We start from the raw sequence: 17,681 nt of genomic DNA, 5'->3' as shown, positions 1-17,681 counted from the left end.
TACCGGCCCGTCCTGAGGGCACCGGACGGCCGGTGCCCGAAGTACCCCGGTATCCACCCCGGTATGACCACGAGTGCCTCAGCGGTCGCGATTGAAGCGCGTGGTGATCCAGAGCAGGAGCATCAGGATGATGAAGGCGCCACCGCCGGTGAGCAGCGGGTTCAGGCTCTCGTGGTTACCACCGTGCTCCTCGCCCTCGGCGGCGAGGGTGACCAGCTGGGCGGCGGCGCTGTGAAGGCTCATCTTCGGGACGACCTATCCGATGGGGGCGGGATAAAAGATGTCGGCCCATGGTAAGCGGGGCGCTCGGCGGCGATCACGCCGACTCCGCCCATGGGAACCTTCCCGCGGACTCAGTCGTCCTTCCGCTTGTAGCCCCGCAGCAGGAACCACGCGGTGAGCACACAGCCCAGGATCATCACGATCAGTACGACACGGAGAAGGTTCCCCGCCCCCTGCTGCTGGGCGGCCTCGGTCAGCCAGGCGGCCGCGGGGTACTGCTCCATGGTTCGGGACTCCTTCGGTGTAGTGCCCGTCCACGGTAACTCCGCCTAGGCTGGGCTCTGCTTCGGGGGCGCAAAGGGCCGCACAAGGGTCCGCAAAGGGCGGGCCGCACCACGAGGGCCACACAGACGCACATGGGGGAGTACATGTCCGACGACGGCCGCCAGAACCACGGCTCCGAGAACGTGCCGAGCAGGCAGCGCACCCGGTTCCCCGGGATCTCCTCGCGCGCGTACGAGCACCCGGCCGACCGCTCCGCCCTGGTGGCGCTGCGCAAGCTGAGCGGGTTCGACACGGTGTTCAAGGCGCTCAGCGGGCTGCTGCCCGAGCGGAGCCTGAGGCTGCTGTTCCTCTCCGACTCGGTGCGGGTCTCCGACCAGCAGTTCACGCACCTCAACGACATGCTGCGGGACGCCTGCTACATCCTGGACCTGGAGAAGGTCCCGCCGATGTACGTCAACCAGGACCCCCAGCCGAACGCGATGTGCATCGGCCTGGACGAGCCGATCATCGTGGTCACCACCGGTCTCGTCGAGCTGCTCGACGAGGAGGAGATGCGGGCCGTCATCGGCCACGAGGTGGGCCACGCCCTGTCCGGGCACGCGGTGTACCGCACGATCCTGCTCTTCCTGACGAATCTGGCCATCCGGGTCGCCTGGATCCCGCTGGGCACCGTCGCGATCATGGCGATCGTCACGGCGCTGCGCGAGTGGTTCCGCAAGTCGGAGCTGTCGGCCGACCGCGCGGGCCTCCTCGTCGGCCAGGACCTGCAGGCCTCGATGCGCGGCCTGATGAAGCTGGCCGGCGGCAACCACCTGCACGAGATGAACGTGGACGCGTTCCTGAAGCAGGCCGAGGAGTACGAGGAGAGCGGCGACCTGCGCGACTCGGTCCTGAAGATCCTGAACGTCCTGCCCCGCACGCACCCCTTCGCCACGGTCCGGGCGGCGGAGCTGAAGAAGTGGGCCGAGTCCCGCGACCACCAGCGGATCATGGACGGCCACTACCCGCGCCGCGACGAGGACAAGAGCACCTCGGTCTCCGACTCCTTCCGTGAGTCCGCCTCGCATTACGCGAGCACCATCAAGACCTCGAAGGACCCGCTGATGAAGCTGGTCACCGACATCGCGGGCGGCGCCGGCGGCCTGGGCGGACGGGTCCGCCGTGGCTTCGACGGCTTCACCAGCACGCCGGGGCGGAACGAGGAACCTCCGGCGGAGAGCGCCCCGTAAGCGGATCGAGCGGACCGAGCGGACCGAGCGGATCAGAACTTCGGTTCGGCACTCGGGGCCAGCACCCCGCACAACCCGACCGCGCTCCCGGTCGTATACGGATCGGTACCGGCCGGACGGCCTGCCGCCGTCCGGCCCGCCAGCAGCGGTCGCAGACGGTTCGCGGAGTCCTCCGCGCAGGACAGCGGTCCCGCCTGCACGGTCGCCGCGACGATCTGCGTCTGGCGGGTCCGCAGGTCCGCCCGGTCGAACCGGAACAGCAGCTCACGGCGGACGGTGAACAGGGAGGCCGGGGCCTTGGCGTCGGCTCCGGCCGGGCGCAGCGCGTACACGAAGGTGTGCTCCGCGGCGACCTCCAGCGTCGCCGGGTCGGTCTCGGTGACCGTCAGCGTGCCCTGGACCCGGACCCCCCGGTCGGCCAGCTCCACCCGGGCGGGGTCGAAGCGCACCAGCCAGCCGGTCGGGGCATGCCGCCCGTCGGCGGCCGGCCGGCTGAAGCTCTCGTCGAACTGGTCGAGCTGCTCGGCGGCGATCAGCCCGCGCACCGGCTGCACCTCCTGCCCGGTGAGCACCTCCGGGTAGAGGGAGGAGCGCACCAGGTACTCCTTGGCGGTGGTCAGGGCGGTGACCACCTGGCTGTCGGAGAAGTGCGCGGTGCGCCGGGCGGCCGGCAGCGGGATCCCCTCGGCGCCGACGCGGAACTTCGCGGCCGGGCTGTGGGCGAACAGCGAGGCGGTGTCGGCGGTGCCGGGCACCGCTCCCTGCGGGGCCAGCGGGACGACGGTCATCCGCAGGGGGTCCACGGCCCGCCGTGCGGCGGAGCTCTGGTACGGGTTGCGCACACCCATGTAGATCGCGGTGCCGAAGGCGACGGCGATCAGCAGGAACAGGACCAGGGCCTGCCGGGACAGACCCCGGTGCAGGGGCGGGCGGCGGCGTACGGCGGGCGCGTGGTCGGCCATCCGCTCCAGGGCCGAGTACTCCTGGAGGCGGGCAGCGCGGACGAACGATTCGTCGAAGACGACGGATCGGTACTCGTCCTCTCCCCCTCCGGGAGCGCCCTCGGGGGTTCCCTCCGGTGGGTCGCCAGGCCCGCTCATACTTTCAGGGTAGGTCGCGCGGGGCTCGGGTAAACGCCCCGCTGCGCGACAAGTTCTGACAGGTTCTCACCAGGTTCGCCGGGTCGGACGGAGCCGGGCCTCAGGGTGTGCGGGGCACGGCCGAGACCGCAGGCCGGGACTGGTCGAGGGAGGCGGAGGGTGTCGCGGGCCCGCCCTGCTCCAGCCCGGTCGAGGCGGGCGGCGGCACCTGGTCCCGGCTGCTGGAGGAGGAACCCCGGTAGACCGCGGCGAAAGCCAGCGCGACCATGCCGACGCCCATCACGACGGCGAGCATCCAGGCGACGGGGCGGTGCCAGCGGATCTGTCTGCCGTACGCCCCGAAGGGGCTGTGGTGGCCGTCCGGGTCGTCGTCGTCCAGGTCGTCGAAGTCCGGATCATGGCCGAAATCGCCGGGTCCGTCGGAGCCGTAGGCGTCGTCGTAGCGGTCGCGGCGCGCGCGGGCGCGGCGGGCCTCGGCCTCGGCTCTCGCCTCGGCGGCGGCCAGGAGGCGCTCCACGGCGGACGGCTCGTGCACCACGGCCGCCCGTACGAAGGCCTCGTCGAAGACCACGGAGGCGAACTCTTCGTCCGACACCCCGCGGTCGTGGTCGTCGTCGGGCTCCCAGCCGTCAGGGAACGGCATGCCCCCCACGTCCTCCGGCACGGATCCAGAGTAGACCTGGGGGGTCAATTTGGGCAGGCGACGGGGAAATTCGTCCACCGGATGAGACGCCTCTCACGGCCGCCCCCGCGGCGGTCAGCGCCGCACGTGTCCGTCGCCGGTGACGATGTACTTGGTGCTGGTCAGCTCCGGCAGGCCCATCGGGCCCCGGGCGTGCAGTTTCTGCGTGGAGATGCCGATCTCCGCGCCGAAGCCGAACTGGCCGCCGTCGGTGAAGCGGGTGGAGGCGTTCACGGTGACCGTGGTGGAGTCGACCAGCTGGGTGAACCGGCGGGCCGCCTGCTGCGAGGTGGTGACGATCGCCTCGGTGTGGCCGGAGGTCCACAGCCGGATGTGCTCGACGGCCTTGTCCAGGGAGTCGACGACGGCGGCGGCGATGTCGTAGGAGAGGTACTCGGTCTCCCAGTCCTCGGCGGTGGCCTCCACGACGGTGGCCTTGGAGTCCTTGGCGTACGCCGCCACCCGGTCGTCGGCGTGGACGGTGACCCCGGCCTCGGCGAGGGCGTCGAGGGCGCGGGGCAGGAACTCCGCGGCGATGTCCTGGTGGACCAGCAGGGTCTCGGCGGCGTTGCAGACGCTGACCCGCTGGGCCTTGGAGTTGATCAGGATGTCGACGGCCATGTCGATGTCGGCGTGGGCGTCGACGTAGACGTGGCAGTTGCCCGTGCCGGTCTCGATGACGGGGACCTTGGACTCCATGACCACGGTCCGGATGAGGGAGGCGCCGCCGCGCGGGATGAGGACGTCGACCAGGCCGCGGGCCCGCATCAGCTCGTGCACGGACTCCCGGCCCTCGCCGGGCACCAGTTGGACGGCGTCGGCGGGCAGCCCGGCGCCGCCGACGGCGTCCCGCAGGACCCGGACGAGGGCGGTGTTGGACTCGTAGGCGGAGGCGGAGCCGCGCAGGAGGACCGCGTTGCCGGACTTCAGGCAGAGGGCGGCGGCGTCCACCGTCACGTTCGGGCGGGCCTCGTAGATGATGCCGACGACGCCCAGCGGGACGCGGACCTGGCGCAGGTCGATGCCGTTGGGGAGGGTGGAGCCGCGGACGACCTCGCCGACCGGGTCGGGCAGGGCGGCGACGTCCCGCACGTCGGAGGCGATGGCCCGGATCCGCTCCGGGGTGAGGGTCAGCCGGTCGATGACGGACTCGGCGGTGCCGGCCTCGCGGGCCTTGGCGATGTCCTTGGCGTTGGCCTCGACGATCTCGCTCGTACGGACCTCCAGCGCGTCCGCGATGGCGAGCAGCGCGTCGTCCTTGGCGGCCCGGGGCAGTGGCGCGATATCGGCGGCGGCGGCCTTGGCACGGTAGGCGGCCTGGGTGACCGGGGACATGGCGTCGTACGGGGAGAGCGTGGTCATACCGGAAGGGTAGTGCGCCGGGCGGAGGGCGCCATGGTCGTCCACGGGCCGTCCCAAGCACCGAGACGTCCCCCAAGGGGCGGCGGCCCCATACGGTGAGGTCAGAAGGGGTGAACGCCGACCGGGCTGGCCGGTCGTGGGCCGTAGCCCTCGGCGATGCGCTGGTGGTAGGTCTCCCGGTCGATCACTTCGAGGCCGACGATCTCCCAGGGCGGCAGCCGGGAGGTGCGCCGGTGCTCGCCCCACAGGCGCAGCGCGACGGCGGCGGCGTCGTGGAGGTCGCGGGCCTCCTCCCAGTAGCGGATCTCCGCGTGATCGACCGCGTAGCGGCTGGTCAGGAGGAAGGGATGGTCGTGGGCGAGCTGTTCGAGGGCGCGCCGGACCTCCCCGAGCGGGGCCTCCTCGCCGGAGACACTGAGGGTGACATGCCAGAGCCGGGGCAGCTCGGCCGGTTCCTCGTACCGCTCCCCCGCCGCCACGCTGGTCAGCGCGCGCTCCTCGCCCGCCGCGCCGGTACTGCCACGCGCCGCTGCCACCCCGGGGCGCACTCGTCTCACGACGGCCTCCTTATACGCAGCGCTCGTGCGGCTGGTCTCCCTGAGACAAAGTTGAGCAGGCCGCACGGGTCCTTGGGGCGGTTTCACGGAACGTCCCCCACCGGTACGGACCGTTCGGGGCGCTGCGCAGACAGCCGTTCGACGGCCTCAGGGGTGCAGGATCACCAGGTCGTCGCGGTGGACGACCTCCCGTTCGTACTCCGCGCCCAGCTCGCGCGCCAGCTCGTGGGTGGACCGCCCGATCAGCCGGGGGATCTCCTTGGCGTCGAAGTTGACGAGGCCACGGGCCACCGCGTGGCCGGCGGTGTCGCGCAGTTCGACGGGGTCGCCCGCGCTGAACTCGCCCTCGACGCCGGCGATCCCCGCGGGCAGCAGCGACGTGCGCCGCTCGACGACCGCGCGCACCGCGCCGTCGTCCAGGGTGAGCGAGCCCTGCGGGGTGGAGGCGTGCTGGAGCCAGAGCAGCCGGTCGGCGGAGCGCTTGCCGGTGGGGTGGAAGTAGGTGCCGGTGTCGTTGCCGGCGAGGGCGTCGGCGGCGTGCACGGCGCTGGTGAGGACCACGGGGATGCCGGCGCCGGTCGCGATGCGGGCCGCCTCGACCTTGGTGACCATGCCGCCGGTGCCGACGCCGGCCTTGCCGGCACTGCCGATCTCGACGTGCGCGAGGTCCTCGGGGCCGCGCACCTCGGCGATCCGGGAGGTGCCCGGCCTGCTGGGGTCGCCGTCGTAGACGCCGTCGACGTCGGACAGGAGCACCAGCAGGTCGGCGTGGACGAGATGGGCGACGAGCGCGGCGAGGCGGTCGTTGTCGCCGAAGCGGATCTCGTCGGTGGCGACGGTGTCGTTCTCGTTGACGATGGGGAACGCGCCCATCGCGAGCAGCTTGTCGAGGGTGCGCGAGGCGTTGCGGTGGTGGGCGCGGCGGCTCATGTCGTCGCTGGTCAGCAGCACCTGTCCGACGCGCACGGAGTAGCGGGCGAAGGAGGCGGTGTAGCGGGCGACGAGGAGGCCCTGGCCGACGCTGGCGGCGGCCTGCTGGCGGGCCAGGTCGCGGGGGCGGCGGCGCAGGCCCAGCGGGGCGAGGCCGGCGGCGATGGCGCCCGAGGAAACGAGGACAATCTCACGTTCGCCGCCGCTGCGGCTCTTGGCGAGGACGTCCACGAGGGCGTCGACGCGGTCGGCGTCCAGTCCTCCGGCGGCCGTGGTCAGCGACGAGGAGCCCACCTTGACGACGATCCTGCGGGCTTCGCCCACGGCCTGCCTTGCGCCTGCCACCTTGTTCTTCGTCCCCTCGCGCGGCTGTCCCACTCCTTACGCAATCTACGCGAACGCGCCCCGGGGCCGCGCGCGAGTTCCACTCCCCGGACAGTTCCCCTCCGTAGTCGCTCCGTCACGCTTCGCCGACGGCAAAAAGGTTGCCCTGGTTCCACAGAGAAACTGAAGGGATTACAAATTTATTTTGAAGTTTGTGTCACCTACAGTTCGCCCTGTGAAGCGCATACTCCTCAGGTCGGGGAAGAGCCCCTTCGACGTGGTGCCCGTCGAGGAAGCCCTCCACCGCGACGTCTTTGCCACCAACTCCGGCAATCTGATCTTCAGCGACGCCACGCACAAGATCCTCAGTGTGCCCGGCAGCACGGAGGTGGTCTCCAACGGCATCGCGACCCAGGTCAGTGCCGCGGGGCGGATCAACGAGGAGTACGACGCGTTCGTCGTACCGCTGGCCAACGCCTTCCGGCCGACGTTCGAGGGTCCGCTCAAGCGGCTGACGCAGCTGATCTCGAAGCTGAAGATCCCGGTCGTGGTGGTCGGCGTCGGCGCCCAGGCCGGCCTGGACAACGACCCGGCGCGGCTGAAGTCCATGGAGTCCACCGTGCGGGAGTTCGTCTCCGCGGTGCTGGACCACAGCGCCTCCATCGGCGTACGGGGCGAGTTCACCGCCAAGTACCTCACCGACCTGGGTTTCAAGGACGTCGAGATCATCGGCTGCCCGTCGCTGTTCCTGCACGGCGAGCGGCTCGAGGTGACCAAGAGGGCCGCGGCCATCACCCCCGAGTCGAGGATCTCCACCAACGGCTCGCACACCGCGGTGCGCGCCGGCCTCGGCAGGATCATCGGCCGGGCCCACGCGAACTACCCCCACCTGCGCTACATCGGGCAGAACCTGACCGACGCCCGCCAGCTGCACTGGCGCGACACCGACTCCCCGGCCGGCCGGATCCGCGAGATGCCCACCCACCCCGACCACCCGATGTACCGGGAGGACAAGGTCCGGGTGTACATCGACCCGGTCACCTGGATCGACGACCTGAAGGAGTTCGACTACTCCTTCGGCTCGCGCATCCACGGCAACATCGCCGCCCTGCTGGCGGGCACGCCGGCCACCGTGCTGGCCTTCGACTCGCGCACGCTGGAGCTGTGCCGCTACTTCGAGATACCGCACCGGCTGCTGAGCGAGGTGCCCGCCGACCTCGACCCGGCCGAGCTGTACGAGGAGGCCGACTTCAGCGCGCTGACCGGCAACCACCAGGAGCGCTTCGACCGGTTCACCGCGTTCCTGGACAAGAACGGGCTGGAGAACACCTTCACGCACGGCGACGGCGGCAAGGCCTTCGACGAGCGGCTGCGTGCCCTGCGCTTCCCGGAGGGGGTGCGCCCGTGGATCGACGCGGACCCCGCCTCGCTGACGAGCCGGTTCGGCTGGCTCCAGCAGCGCATCACCGAACTGGACACCCACAACACCCAGTTGCAGCGGGAGCTGGCGAAGTCCCGGGCGGGGGCCAAGGCGGCCGCCAAGGCCGCTGCCAAGGCGGTCCCGACGCCCTCGATGTACCGCAGGGCGCGCCGGGTGATGGGCAGGGCGTTGAAGCCCTCCAAGTGAGGACCCGGGGGGCGCTCAGGCGGCCAGCCGGCCACGCGGCCCGCGCACCCGCCTCCTCAGCCGTCCCAGCCGGCGCCGCACCTTGCGGGTCGCGCCGCGCAGGAACGTCTCGGCGGGGGTCTGGCGCCAGCCCGGGTAGGCCTTCGCCTCGCGCGGTTCGGCGAGGTAGACGCGGTCAGGGACGCCGTCCTTGCGGGAGCGGTAGCCGGGGTAGGCCAGATAGAGCTGGCTGCCGCCCTTCTTCAGGACGGGCGTGGGCTCGCGCTTGGCCTTGAGGAACTCCAGGACGTCCACCAGGAGGTCCGGGCGCCGCATGGCGACCAGCTGGAGCCGCAGCCGCTCCTGGACCGTCAGCCGCTGGGCGACGCCCTCGTTCCAGTAGGCGTCCATCAGCGGCTCGGCCATCTCGAACTTGGTGCGCCGGATCTCCTCGTCCTGCCGGAGGAACACCGGGCCGAACTGCGGCAGCAGCGTGACCTGGAAGGGCCGGACCATGAGCACGTCCCGCTTCGGGCCGGGCGGGACCATCCGCTCCAGCAGGCCCATGAGGGCCCGCGCGGAGTCGAAGCGCAGCTGGTAACCGCCGCTCTTGGTCACGTGCTTGCCGTCGTCGCGGCCCACCAGGTAGTAGCAGGTGTAGTCGGCGACGATCGAGACGCCGTCGGCCCGCAGATAGGCCTCCATCGTGAACAGCGCGTCCTCGCCGGTCCACAGGGACTCGTCGAAACGCATGTGATGGCGCTCCAGCAGGGCGCGGCGGAACAGCTTCTGGGCGCTGAGCGTGAACTTGATGTTGGAGGAGAAGACGTCCGTACGGTCCTCGTTCCGGCCCCACATCGAGCGCGGCGCCTTGCGGTTGACGCCCTCGACCCGGCCGAGGCAGACGTCGGTGCCGTTGCGGTCGGCCAGGGCGACCATCCGCTCCAGCGCCTCCGCGCCGAGCCGGTCGTCGGCGTCGAGGAAGAACACGTACCGTCCGGTGGCCCTCTCCAGCCCGACGTTGCGCGGGCCGCTGGGCCCGCCGGAGTTCTCCTGGCGGATCACGGTGACCGGCATGGGGGCGCGGGCGGCGAACTCCTCCAGGTACTCCCCGGTGCCGTCCCGGGAGCCGTCGTCGACGGCGACGACCTCGATCCGCGCGGGGTCCAGGGTCTGTGCCTCGACCGACGCGAGGCACTCGACCAGATACGGCATCGCTTCGTACGCCCCGATGATCACCGTGACGTCAGGCTGCGCACGAGTCACTTTTCCCTCTCATCACGCAACGGTTGCCTTTGTTCCATGTTCCAGCAACCCCATAGACGGTCGGCCCCGTGAAGGGGTTGTCCCGGTTCCCGAAGGTGTTCCACATCACAAAAACCCGAAGGGCCCGGCCCCCGGAGAATGCCTCCCGGGGGCCGGGCCCTTCGTCACACGCCCGTCAGCCGGCCGTAACACCCTTGGTCAGTTCCGCGCCGTCACCGGGCGCCGCGCCGGCCGCGCCCTCCGCCGCGGCGGCCCGGGTGGCCTGGCCGACATTGCGGGCCTCCGCCTTGAGGGCGAGGTCGGCGACGGCGGTGTTGAACTGCTCGAGGGAGGTCGGCTCGTCGGGGCCGAGCAGGTACTCCTTGAGCTCCTTGCGGTCCTGGGCCAGCGCGTCGGCGGCCGGGTCGCGCACCGCGCCGAGCAGCTGGTCCAGCTCGTCGGCGGAGTTGGTGAGGATCACCGCCGCGCGCACCGCGGTGTTCTGCCGCCGGAACTCCTCCGCGCCCAGCTGCGCGGAGTCCGTGACGGCGTACGGCTTGCCGCTCGCGATGAAGTCGGAGACGACGCTGGAGATGTCGGAGACCATCGCCTCGGCGGCGTTGAAGCAGTCGTACAGGCGCGGTTCGACGCCGGTGATCACCCGGTGCTCGAAGTCGGGGAAGCTCCGCCAGTAGGCGTCGTTCCACTCGGCGCGCAGCCGGGCCGCCTCCTCGTGCTTGCGGATGTCGACGATGCCGTCGCGGCTGGTCACCGCTTCGTCGGCCTTCTCGTCGAAGGCAAGCGAGAGGTCCTCGAGGCGGGCCTTGAGACGGGTCAGCTCGGCCTTCGCCGCGGCCTGGGCGGCGGCGTCGCCCCGGAAGCGCGAGTCGCCGGCGCGCTGCTCGGCGGCCTTCTTGATGAGCGCGGTGATCCGGCGGTGCGCCGCCCCGGCGGCGGCGCTGCGGGTGCCCGTGAACGGGTGCGGCTTGTACAGCACGCGGACCGGGGGCTCGGCGGCGATCAGCTTCTTCACGATGTTCTCGCCGGCCAGCAGGAGGGAGGTGTTGCCGGGGTTGTCGTCCCAGCCCTCCCAGGTGGGCGCGTACAGCACGGTCGGGATGCGGTCGGCAGGCGCCCCCTCCCAGGTCCTGATGGGCGCGAGCTGCGGGCGGCCGACCTCGACAATGTCCTCGTCGCGGATGCCGACGTCGGCGATGGCGTAGCGGTCGCGGCCGGCCCGGCCGGCGGTCCACACCTCGTCGTACACCTTGCTGAACGGGTTGACGCTGGCGAGCTTGTCGCTGTCGCCGTGACCGATGAAGACGTGCTTCATGGTGGGCACGCGCAGCATGTGGATGTTCTTGCCGACGTTCGCGGCGTACAGCGTGACCCGCACCATGGAGAGGTCCATGTTCATCAGGTGCACCCCCCCGGGCACGCAGATGACGGGAACCGTCGTGGGCGCCATCCGCTCCAGGACGGGGCGCTCACGCAGGATGATGAGCGGCCGGCTGTCCAGCTGCTCCATGGTCTCCAGCCACATGTTGACCTGGTAGGCGGACTCCTTGGAGCCGGAGAAGTACAGCACCGTCTCCGGGCGGTACTCGCGCAGCCAGGCGCTCACCGTGGACAGCACCTTGTCGGGCTTCGGCGGCAGCCGGCGGGCGCGCAGGTGCGGCACCAGCAGGGCCACGTACAGCGCGCCGAGGACCGTGGTCACGGCGACGCCCGCGTAACCGGCGAGGTCGACGCCGGTGAGGGCCCAGACGAGCAGGCCGGCCATGGCCGCCAGGTCCAGGTGGAGCATCTTCTCCCCGGCCCCGGCCAGCAGCGCGCGCGGCGGGGCGTCCGGGACGGTCAGCCGGGAGGCCAGGTCGACGTTGCGGGTCACGACCGGCATCTGGCGGCGCTTGCCGATCAGGGTGACCAGGGCGCCGTGCGGGGCCTGGAGACCGAAGAAGACCGTGAAGCAGGCGATCGCCGCGTAGAAGACCGGCTCCTCCGACAGGTCGAGCCGGGCCAGCAGCAGGATCAGCAGCAGCTCGCGGACCAGGAACCGGGTGGACAGGCCGGCCCTCACCTTGTTCAGCAGGCTGATGAGGTAGGTGCCCTTGCGGTGGAGATAGAGGTCCGCCAGGTACGTGACGGCGGCCGCGGCGGCGAAGGCGGGGGTGCTCGGGACGAGCGCGGCCAGCATGAGGCCGGGGTAACCCAGCATCATGAGGACCGCCGCGGCCAGTTCGGCCGCGCTGCCCACCCGGGCCACGCGAATGGCAGTGGATATCACGGAGAAACCTGCTCTGGGAGGGGTGCCGGTCATAGAAGCCGAAAAGTCCGGAAGGTCCTTTGTGAAGGTTTCGGGATTCTTACGCTTCAGGCCTCTGTGAATTCTCCGTAAACAGGGAGCCACAGAGGCCTGAAATTCGATGGCTATTTGCGGTTGATTATGCCACGCCGTCCTGTCGGTCGAGCACCGAGGCCAGGGCCTGCTCGAAGCCGGAGGCCTTGCCGGCCGGGGCCGTGGGGTCCTGCTGACGGACGTCGATGACGTGCCCGGTGAGCTCGGAGAGGAGGACGTCGAGTGAGGTGCGGGCGACGGCCTCGGAGGAGAGCAGGCTGCCCGCGGGCTCCTGCCCGAAGGCCTTGGTGCGCATGGGGGTCGCCGTGCGCTCCGGGTTCACGCAGTTCACCCGGATGCCGTCGGCGGCCCACTCGTCGGACAGGGCCTGGGTGAGGTTCACCATGGCGGCCTTGGTCGAGGAGTAGAGGCTGTACTCGGCGCGGCCGCGGGTGTAGCTGCTGGAGGTGTAGAGCAGCAGCTGGCCCTTGGTCTCGGCGAGGTACTTGTAGGCCGAGCGGGCGATCTGCACCGGCGCCAGGTAGTTCACCTTCAGCGCTTCCTCGATGGTCGCGTTGTCGGTCTCGGCCAGCTTGCCGATGCGCAGCACCCCGGCGGTGTTGACGACGTAGTCGATGCGTCCGGTCTCGCTGTAGGCCCTGGACAGCGCGTCGTCGACCTCCTCCGGGTTCTCGACGTGCGTGCCGGTGGTGGAGCGGCCGAGGGCGTAGACCGTGGCGCCGTAGGACTCGGCGAGCTCGGAGATGTCCTTGCCGATGCCGTAGGAGCCGCCGAAGACGACGACGGTCTTGCCGGTCAGCAGCTCGCGGTAGACCTCCTCGCCGTTCTGCTCGGGGGTGGCGGTGGAGGCGAGCTGGAACAGCTTGTCGGCGATGAAGACGTCGACCGGCTGAGTCACCTTCATGTTGTACTCGTCGCCCGCGACGACGTGGATCGGCACGTCCGGCAGGTAGCGCAGGACGACCGTGCAGTCGTCGGTGGCCTGGAAGTTGGGGTCGCCGGCCGCCACCTCGTAGGCCCGCTTGATGGTGGACAGCTTGAAGGCCTGCGGGGTCTGGCCGCGGCGCAGCCGGGAGCGGTCCGGGATCTCCGTGATGAACTCGCCGTCCTCGCCGTGCGTCCGGGTGACGATGATGGTGTCGGCGGACGGGATGGCCACGTCGACGGCCTGGTAGCGCTCCAGGGCGGTCACGCAGTCGTCGATGACGCGCTGAGAGAGCAGGGGGCGTACGGCGTCGTGGAAGAGGACGTTGAGGTCCTCGCCCTCGGCCAGACCCTCGCCCAGGGCCGTGATGGCGCGCTCGGTGGTCTCGTTGCGGGTGGCGCCGCCCTCGATGATCCGGGAGACCTTCCGGAACCCGGCCTTGGCGACGATCTTCTCGATGTCGGGCACATAGCCCGGCGCCATCAGCACGATGACGTCGTCGACGGAGTCGGCCTTCTCGAAGGTGGTCAGGGTGTGCTCGATGACGGCCTTGCCTGCGATCTTCAGCAGCTGCTTGGGGATCGACAGACCCACGCGCTGACCGGTGCCACCGGCCAGGATCACTGCGGTCGTACGGGGCTTGGCTATGTGCTGGGACACCAGAAGACCTACCTTGGGGCGACAGGGAACGGGGAAATGGTCCCACTTGCGGTTACCGCGATGCAAGGTGAGCGCCCTTCACCGCATATGTGCGCGCCACCTGTCATTCACCTTGAACCGCTGGTGATTCGTAAGACGTGTACAAGACCCATGAGGATGCTCCCTGGAAATCCTGTGAGTAACTCCACAGGAGCTGTGCGATACCTGAGAGTAACGGTGAACGTCGTTCAGCGACGGCGCAGCCGCTTGGGGCAAGCCGGGCGGTCCGTACCGGGCCTGAGCGGCCACCTCGGGAGCCGTCCGGGGCTCCTCGCGGCCGTGGCAGGCGGCCGGTTTCCGCCCCCCGGACAGCAGCGCCGGATCACCGATGCCCCGTACGCCCATTGCGGTGACGCTCTCGGCCGTCTCGGCGCCGATCCCGGCGGCCGCCTCCACCGCCCACCCGGTGGGGGTGGAGATCTTCACGTCCCGTGACGTGGGGCTGCACGCGTTCTTCATATGCATCACGACGCCGTTGCGGATAAGTTTCGAATAAAGTTCGTCCGGCAGTCCATTGCCACGGAATTCTTTTTTATTGAGATTCCGCGGCATTTCACTCGGGCGATCATCCCCCCACCGTGCGGACACCCGGCCCGCCGTCCGCGACCCTGAGTCCCGCCGGCGTACGGGCGGTCGCGTAGTCGCCGACGAAGAGGACGACGTCCGGGTCCTGGGCCGCCATGTCGGCGTACGGGGTGAAGTACCCGTGCTGCCAGTTCTGGCAGGAGGCGAGCGCCAGGCGCAGCGAACCGCCCGAGGCCAGGGGCCGGGGCGCCGTGCGGGTGCGGCCGACCGGGGAGATCCGCGCCGCCGGCGCGGAAGCGGTACCAGTAGTCCCGGCCCGCCGTCGTCTCCTCACCGCCGGTGCCGCCGTGCTCGGTGCCGCCGCCTCCGCCCAGCTCTGCTGCCCGCCGCCGCGCACGCCGCCGCGCACACGGCCGCGCACACCCTCCCAGAGAACATGTTCAGCCTCGGCGTGGCCTCCGGCGCCCCCCTGCCCGAGGGGATCGTGCTCTGGACCCGACTCGCCCCCGACCCGCTGCACGGGGGCGGGATGCCGCGGCAGAACGTCGCCGTGCAGTGGGAGATCTCGCCCGACTCCCGGTTCGCCTCCTCCGTGCGCCGGAGCGCACCTCCACGGCCCTGCCCGCGTACGGGCACAGCCTTCATGCGGATGTGCGAGGCCTGAAGGGACGCGTGACTCAGAAGGGCTCGAAGCCCTCGAACTCCTGGGTGGCCTCGTCGCGTTCGGCCTGGCGGTCGCGGCGGCGCTGGGCGGCCGGGCGGGTCTCGTCGAGGCGGTGGTCCTCGCCGCGGCGGCCCAGCATCTCGGCGCCGGCCATGACGGTCGGCTCCCAGTCGAAGACGACCGCGTTGTCCTCGGGACCGATCGCCACCCCGTCACCCGCCCGGGCGCCGGCCTTCATCAACTCCTCCTCCACACCGAGGCGGTTGAGGCGGTCGGCGAGGTAGCCCACGGCCTCGTCGTTGTTGAAGTCGGTCTGGCGGACCCAGCGTTCGGGCTTCTCGCCCCGGACGCGGTAGAGGCCGTCCTCCTCCAGCGTGACGGTGAAGCCGGCGTCGTCCACGGCCTTGGGCCGGATGACGATCCGGGTCGCCTCCTCCTTGGGCTTGGCGGCACGCGCCCGCCCGACCAGCTCGGCCAGCGCGAACGACAGCTCCTTGAGGCCCGTGTGCGCGACGGCGGACACCTCGAAGACGCGGTACCCGCGCGCCTGGAGGTCCGGCCGCACCATCTCGGCCAGGTCCTTGCCGTCCGGGACGTCGATCTTGTTCAGGACGACGATCCGCGGCCGGTCGCCGAGGCCGCCGTACTGCCGCAGCTCCTCCTCGATGATGTCGAGGTCGGAGACGGGGTCGCGGTCGGACTCCAGGGTGGCGGTGTCCAGGACGTGCACCAGCACACTGCACCGCTCGACGTGCCGCAGGAACTCCAGGCCGAGGCCCTTGCCCTGGCTGGCACCGGGGATGAGCCCGGGGACGTCGGCGATGGTGTAGACGGTGGAACCCGCGGTCACCACCCCGAGGTTCGGCACGAGGGTGGTGAACGGGTAGTCGGCGATCTTCGGCTTGGCGGCGGAGAGCACCGAGATCAGCGAGGACTTTCCGGCGCTCGGGTAGCCCACCAGGGCCACGTCCGCGACGGTCTTCAGCTCCAGGACGACGTCCCGCAGATCGCCGGGCTCACCGAGCAGCGCGAAGCCGGGCGCCTTGCGGCGGGCGGAGGCCAGGGCCGCGTTGCCCAGACCGCCGCGGCCGCCCTGGGCGGCGACGAAGGAGGTGCCGTGACCGACGAGGTCGGCGAGGACGTTGCCCGCCTTGTCGAGCACCACGGTGCCGTCCGGCACGGGCAGGACGAGGTCCTGTCCGTCCTTGCCGGAGCGGTGGCCGCCCTCGCCCGGCTTGCCGTTGGTGGCCTTGCGGTGCGGGGAGTGGTGGTAGTCGAGGAGCGTGGTGATCGACTGGTCGACGGTGAGGATGACGTCGCCGCCGCGTCCGCCGTTGCCCCCGTCGGGGCCGCCGAGCGGCTTGAACTTCTCACGGTGGACGGAGGCACAGCCGTGGCCTCCGTTACCCGCGGCGACGTGCAGCTCGACGCGGTCCACGAAGGTGGTCATGGTTCAGTGCCTCCAGAGCAGTACGGGTATTACTGGGTTAACACGCGAAAGGCGGACCCGCCTTCCCGGAAGGGAAGTGAGGTCCGCCTCGCGAAACGTTCGGTCTGTAGCCCTGAGCAGAGACTCAGGCGACCGGAACGATGTTCACGACCTTGCGGCCACGGTGGGTGCCGAACTGCACCGAACCGGCCTCGAGCGCGAACAGCGTGTCGTCGCCACCGCGGCCGACACCGGCGCCCGGGTGGAAGTGGGTGCCACGCTGGCGGACCAGGATCTCACCCGCGTTGACGACCTGACCGCCGAAGCGCTTCACGCCGAGCCGCTGGGCATTCGAGTCGCGACCGTTCCGGGTGGACGATGCGCCCTTCTTGTGTGCCATGTCTCCTCAGTCCCTTACTTCGCAGCCGCGGGGATCTCAGTGACCTTGATCGCCGTGTACTGCTGGCGGTGGCCCTGACGACGGCGGTAGCCGGTCTTGTTCTTGTACCGAAGGATGTCGATCTTGACGCCCTTGTGGTGGTCCACGACCTCGGCCTGGACCTTGATGCCGGCCAGCACCCACGGGTCGCTGGTCACGGCGTCGCCGTCGACAACGAGCAGGGTCGAGAGCTCGACCGTGTCGCCAACCTGGGCGGTGGAAATCTTGTCAACCTCAACGATGTCGCCGACAGCAACCTTGTGCTGGCGACCACCGCTGCGCACGATGGCGTACACGCGGATCTCACTCTCTCGCTCGGAAACGGCACCCCCGCAGTCCAGCCGCCCGGGAAGAGTCACGGACGGCCTCTCCCTGTGCCACCGGCGGACCGGTGTCCGGGAGGAAGAGGTTTACGGGGATGTGGCGCGTCTAGGGAACACGCCGAGGGTCAAGGCTACGGGGCCCGGCTTGAGGGGTCAAACCGGGCCCCGGCCCTCACTCGGGAAGGGACAGTTTCACCGCTTTGACCCCGGTGACCAAGTTCTCCAGCCCCTGCTCCACCGGGCCCAGACGGAAGGCCCAGGCCGCGAGCAGGTACAGGACTCCGTCCTCGTCGAGTGCCAGGAAGAACTCTCCCTGCCCGATCTCCCCGAGGGGGAAGAACCTGCGGCCGAAGCGTTCCGAGAGCTCCTCGAACGCTTCTTCCTCCCCGACGGCCAGTTCCGGGTCGATGGTGAACGGCTCCCGTGCGACATCGACGCCGGGGCCGCTCACGTCCACCGAGACTCCGCCGAACTCGGTCAGGAACCGCTCGGCGGCCGGGTGCCAGCTGAAGCCGGAAAGCTGCTCCTTCCACACCGCGATGTCCGTCCGCCGGCCGGGAGACCAGCCGGAAAGACGCAGTACACGCTCCACCTCAGTGGTGAATCTCGTCTCGGCCTCCTCGGTCTTCTTCCGCTTCTTGAGGGCCTCCGCCGCCCTCTTCCACGGCCCTGCTTCGGCCACACCGCCTTGTCCAGCCCCTTGACCGCCGCCTTTCGCGCCGGACCCGAAGGGCGGGACTTCACTTTCGCGTCGGACCCTTCACTGGATCCCCGTG

Annotated in this window: 16 protein-coding genes and 2 pseudogenes; 3 read left to right on the top strand and 15 right to left on the bottom strand. The window is 70.4% G+C overall.

Translation table 11 applies throughout. The features are described 5' to 3' along the window. Window positions 1-78: 78 nt before the first annotated feature. Together AQJ58_RS43720 and AQJ58_RS43715 are read right to left on the bottom strand one after the other, a co-directional pair. A complete protein-coding gene (locus AQJ58_RS43720; protein ID WP_199844512.1) occupies window positions 79-243 on the bottom strand; it encodes a hypothetical protein in 165 nt (54 codons plus the stop codon). Window positions 244-353: 110 nt separating this feature from the next. Beyond that, complete coding sequence (locus AQJ58_RS43715) at window positions 354-506, bottom strand: hypothetical protein (RefSeq protein WP_199844511.1); 153 nt, start codon at window positions 504-506, stop codon at window positions 354-356. A gap of 144 nt (window positions 507-650) precedes the next feature. Here AQJ58_RS43715 and AQJ58_RS02405 point away from each other — a divergent pair, with 144 nt between their 5' ends. Next, window positions 651-1,736, top strand: a complete 1,086-nt coding sequence (locus AQJ58_RS02405; RefSeq protein WP_067245668.1) for a M48 family metallopeptidase — start codon at window positions 651-653, stop codon at window positions 1,734-1,736. 32 nt (window positions 1,737-1,768) lie between these two features. Here the strand turns inward: AQJ58_RS02405 and AQJ58_RS02400 are convergent, their stop codons facing one another. The 5 genes from AQJ58_RS02400 to proB all read right to left on the bottom strand — a co-directional run bounded on the left by AQJ58_RS02400 (window position 1,769) and on the right by proB (window position 6,691). After that, window positions 1,769-2,836: an SCO2583 family membrane protein gene (locus tag AQJ58_RS02400; RefSeq protein WP_067244297.1), complete on the bottom strand. Its 1,068-nt coding sequence runs from the start codon at window positions 2,834-2,836 to the stop codon at window positions 1,769-1,771. Between the two features lie 100 nt (window positions 2,837-2,936). Next, window positions 2,937-3,479 carry an SCO2584 family spore wall biosynthesis protein gene (locus AQJ58_RS02395; protein ID WP_234359935.1) on the bottom strand — a complete coding sequence of 181 codons (543 nt, stop codon included), beginning with the start codon at window positions 3,477-3,479 and terminating at the stop codon, window positions 2,937-2,939. A gap of 114 nt (window positions 3,480-3,593) precedes the next feature. Then, window positions 3,594-4,880: a glutamate-5-semialdehyde dehydrogenase gene (locus tag AQJ58_RS02390; protein ID WP_067245665.1), complete on the bottom strand. Its 1,287-nt coding sequence runs from the start codon at window positions 4,878-4,880 to the stop codon at window positions 3,594-3,596. Window positions 4,881-4,981: 101 nt separating this feature from the next. Then, window positions 4,982-5,428 carry a hypothetical protein gene (locus AQJ58_RS02385; RefSeq protein ID WP_067244294.1) on the bottom strand — a complete coding sequence of 149 codons (447 nt, stop codon included), beginning with the start codon at window positions 5,426-5,428 and terminating at the stop codon, window positions 4,982-4,984. A 156-nt stretch (window positions 5,429-5,584) separates the two neighbouring features. Continuing rightward, window positions 5,585-6,691, bottom strand: coding sequence for a glutamate 5-kinase (gene proB, locus AQJ58_RS02380; RefSeq protein WP_067244293.1), 1,107 nt, complete (start codon window positions 6,689-6,691; stop codon window positions 5,585-5,587). 235 nt (window positions 6,692-6,926) lie between these two features. Here proB and AQJ58_RS02375 point away from each other — a divergent pair, with 235 nt between their 5' ends. Continuing rightward, complete coding sequence (locus AQJ58_RS02375; protein WP_067244291.1) at window positions 6,927-8,318, top strand: polysaccharide pyruvyl transferase family protein; 1,392 nt, start codon at window positions 6,927-6,929, stop codon at window positions 8,316-8,318. A gap of 15 nt (window positions 8,319-8,333) precedes the next feature. Here the strand turns inward: AQJ58_RS02375 and AQJ58_RS02370 are convergent, their stop codons facing one another. The 4 genes and pseudogenes from AQJ58_RS02370 to AQJ58_RS02355 all read right to left on the bottom strand — a co-directional run. Beyond that, complete coding sequence (locus AQJ58_RS02370) at window positions 8,334-9,563, bottom strand: glycosyltransferase family 2 protein (RefSeq protein WP_067244290.1); 1,230 nt, start codon at window positions 9,561-9,563, stop codon at window positions 8,334-8,336. A gap of 175 nt (window positions 9,564-9,738) precedes the next feature. Continuing rightward, window positions 9,739-11,829: a hypothetical protein gene (locus AQJ58_RS02365; protein ID WP_067244288.1), complete on the bottom strand. Its 2,091-nt coding sequence runs from the start codon at window positions 11,827-11,829 to the stop codon at window positions 9,739-9,741. Window positions 11,830-11,986: 157 nt separating this feature from the next. After that, on the bottom strand, window positions 11,987-13,486 hold the full coding sequence (locus AQJ58_RS02360) for a bifunctional cytidylyltransferase/SDR family oxidoreductase (protein ID WP_067244287.1): 1,500 nt from the start codon (window positions 13,484-13,486) through the stop codon (window positions 11,987-11,989). A gap of 643 nt (window positions 13,487-14,129) precedes the next feature. After that, window positions 14,130-14,364: pseudogene (locus tag AQJ58_RS02355) on the bottom strand (alkaline phosphatase D family protein); the annotation flags it as partial. 33 nt (window positions 14,365-14,397) lie between these two features. Between AQJ58_RS02355 and AQJ58_RS02350 the strand changes: the two are divergent. Then, window positions 14,398-14,716 (top strand): annotated as a pseudogene (locus AQJ58_RS02350) (PhoD-like phosphatase N-terminal domain-containing protein); the annotation flags it as partial. A gap of 11 nt (window positions 14,717-14,727) precedes the next feature. Here AQJ58_RS02350 and obgE read toward each other — a convergent pair. The 4 genes from obgE to AQJ58_RS02330 all read right to left on the bottom strand — a co-directional run bounded on the left by obgE (window position 14,728) and on the right by AQJ58_RS02330 (window position 17,587). Beyond that, window positions 14,728-16,164, bottom strand: a complete 1,437-nt coding sequence (gene obgE, locus AQJ58_RS02345) for a GTPase ObgE (protein WP_067244281.1) — start codon at window positions 16,162-16,164, stop codon at window positions 14,728-14,730. A gap of 124 nt (window positions 16,165-16,288) precedes the next feature. Then, a complete protein-coding gene (gene rpmA, locus AQJ58_RS02340; RefSeq protein WP_003990207.1) occupies window positions 16,289-16,543 on the bottom strand; it encodes a 50S ribosomal protein L27 in 255 nt (84 codons plus the stop codon). Window positions 16,544-16,557: 14 nt separating this feature from the next. Then, window positions 16,558-16,878, bottom strand: coding sequence for a 50S ribosomal protein L21 (gene rplU, locus AQJ58_RS02335; protein WP_067245664.1), 321 nt, complete (start codon window positions 16,876-16,878; stop codon window positions 16,558-16,560). A gap of 199 nt (window positions 16,879-17,077) precedes the next feature. Then, entirely contained in the window at window positions 17,078-17,587 is a 510-nt protein-coding gene (locus AQJ58_RS02330) for an SUKH-3 domain-containing protein (RefSeq protein ID WP_067244279.1), read from the bottom strand. Between the last annotated feature and the right edge of the window lie 94 nt (window positions 17,588-17,681).

This window comes from Streptomyces sp. DSM 15324 (assembly GCF_001514285.1).
Lineage (GTDB): Bacteria > Actinomycetota > Actinomycetes > Streptomycetales > Streptomycetaceae > Streptomyces.
This window is presented reverse-complemented; position numbering and strand designations above follow the sequence as displayed.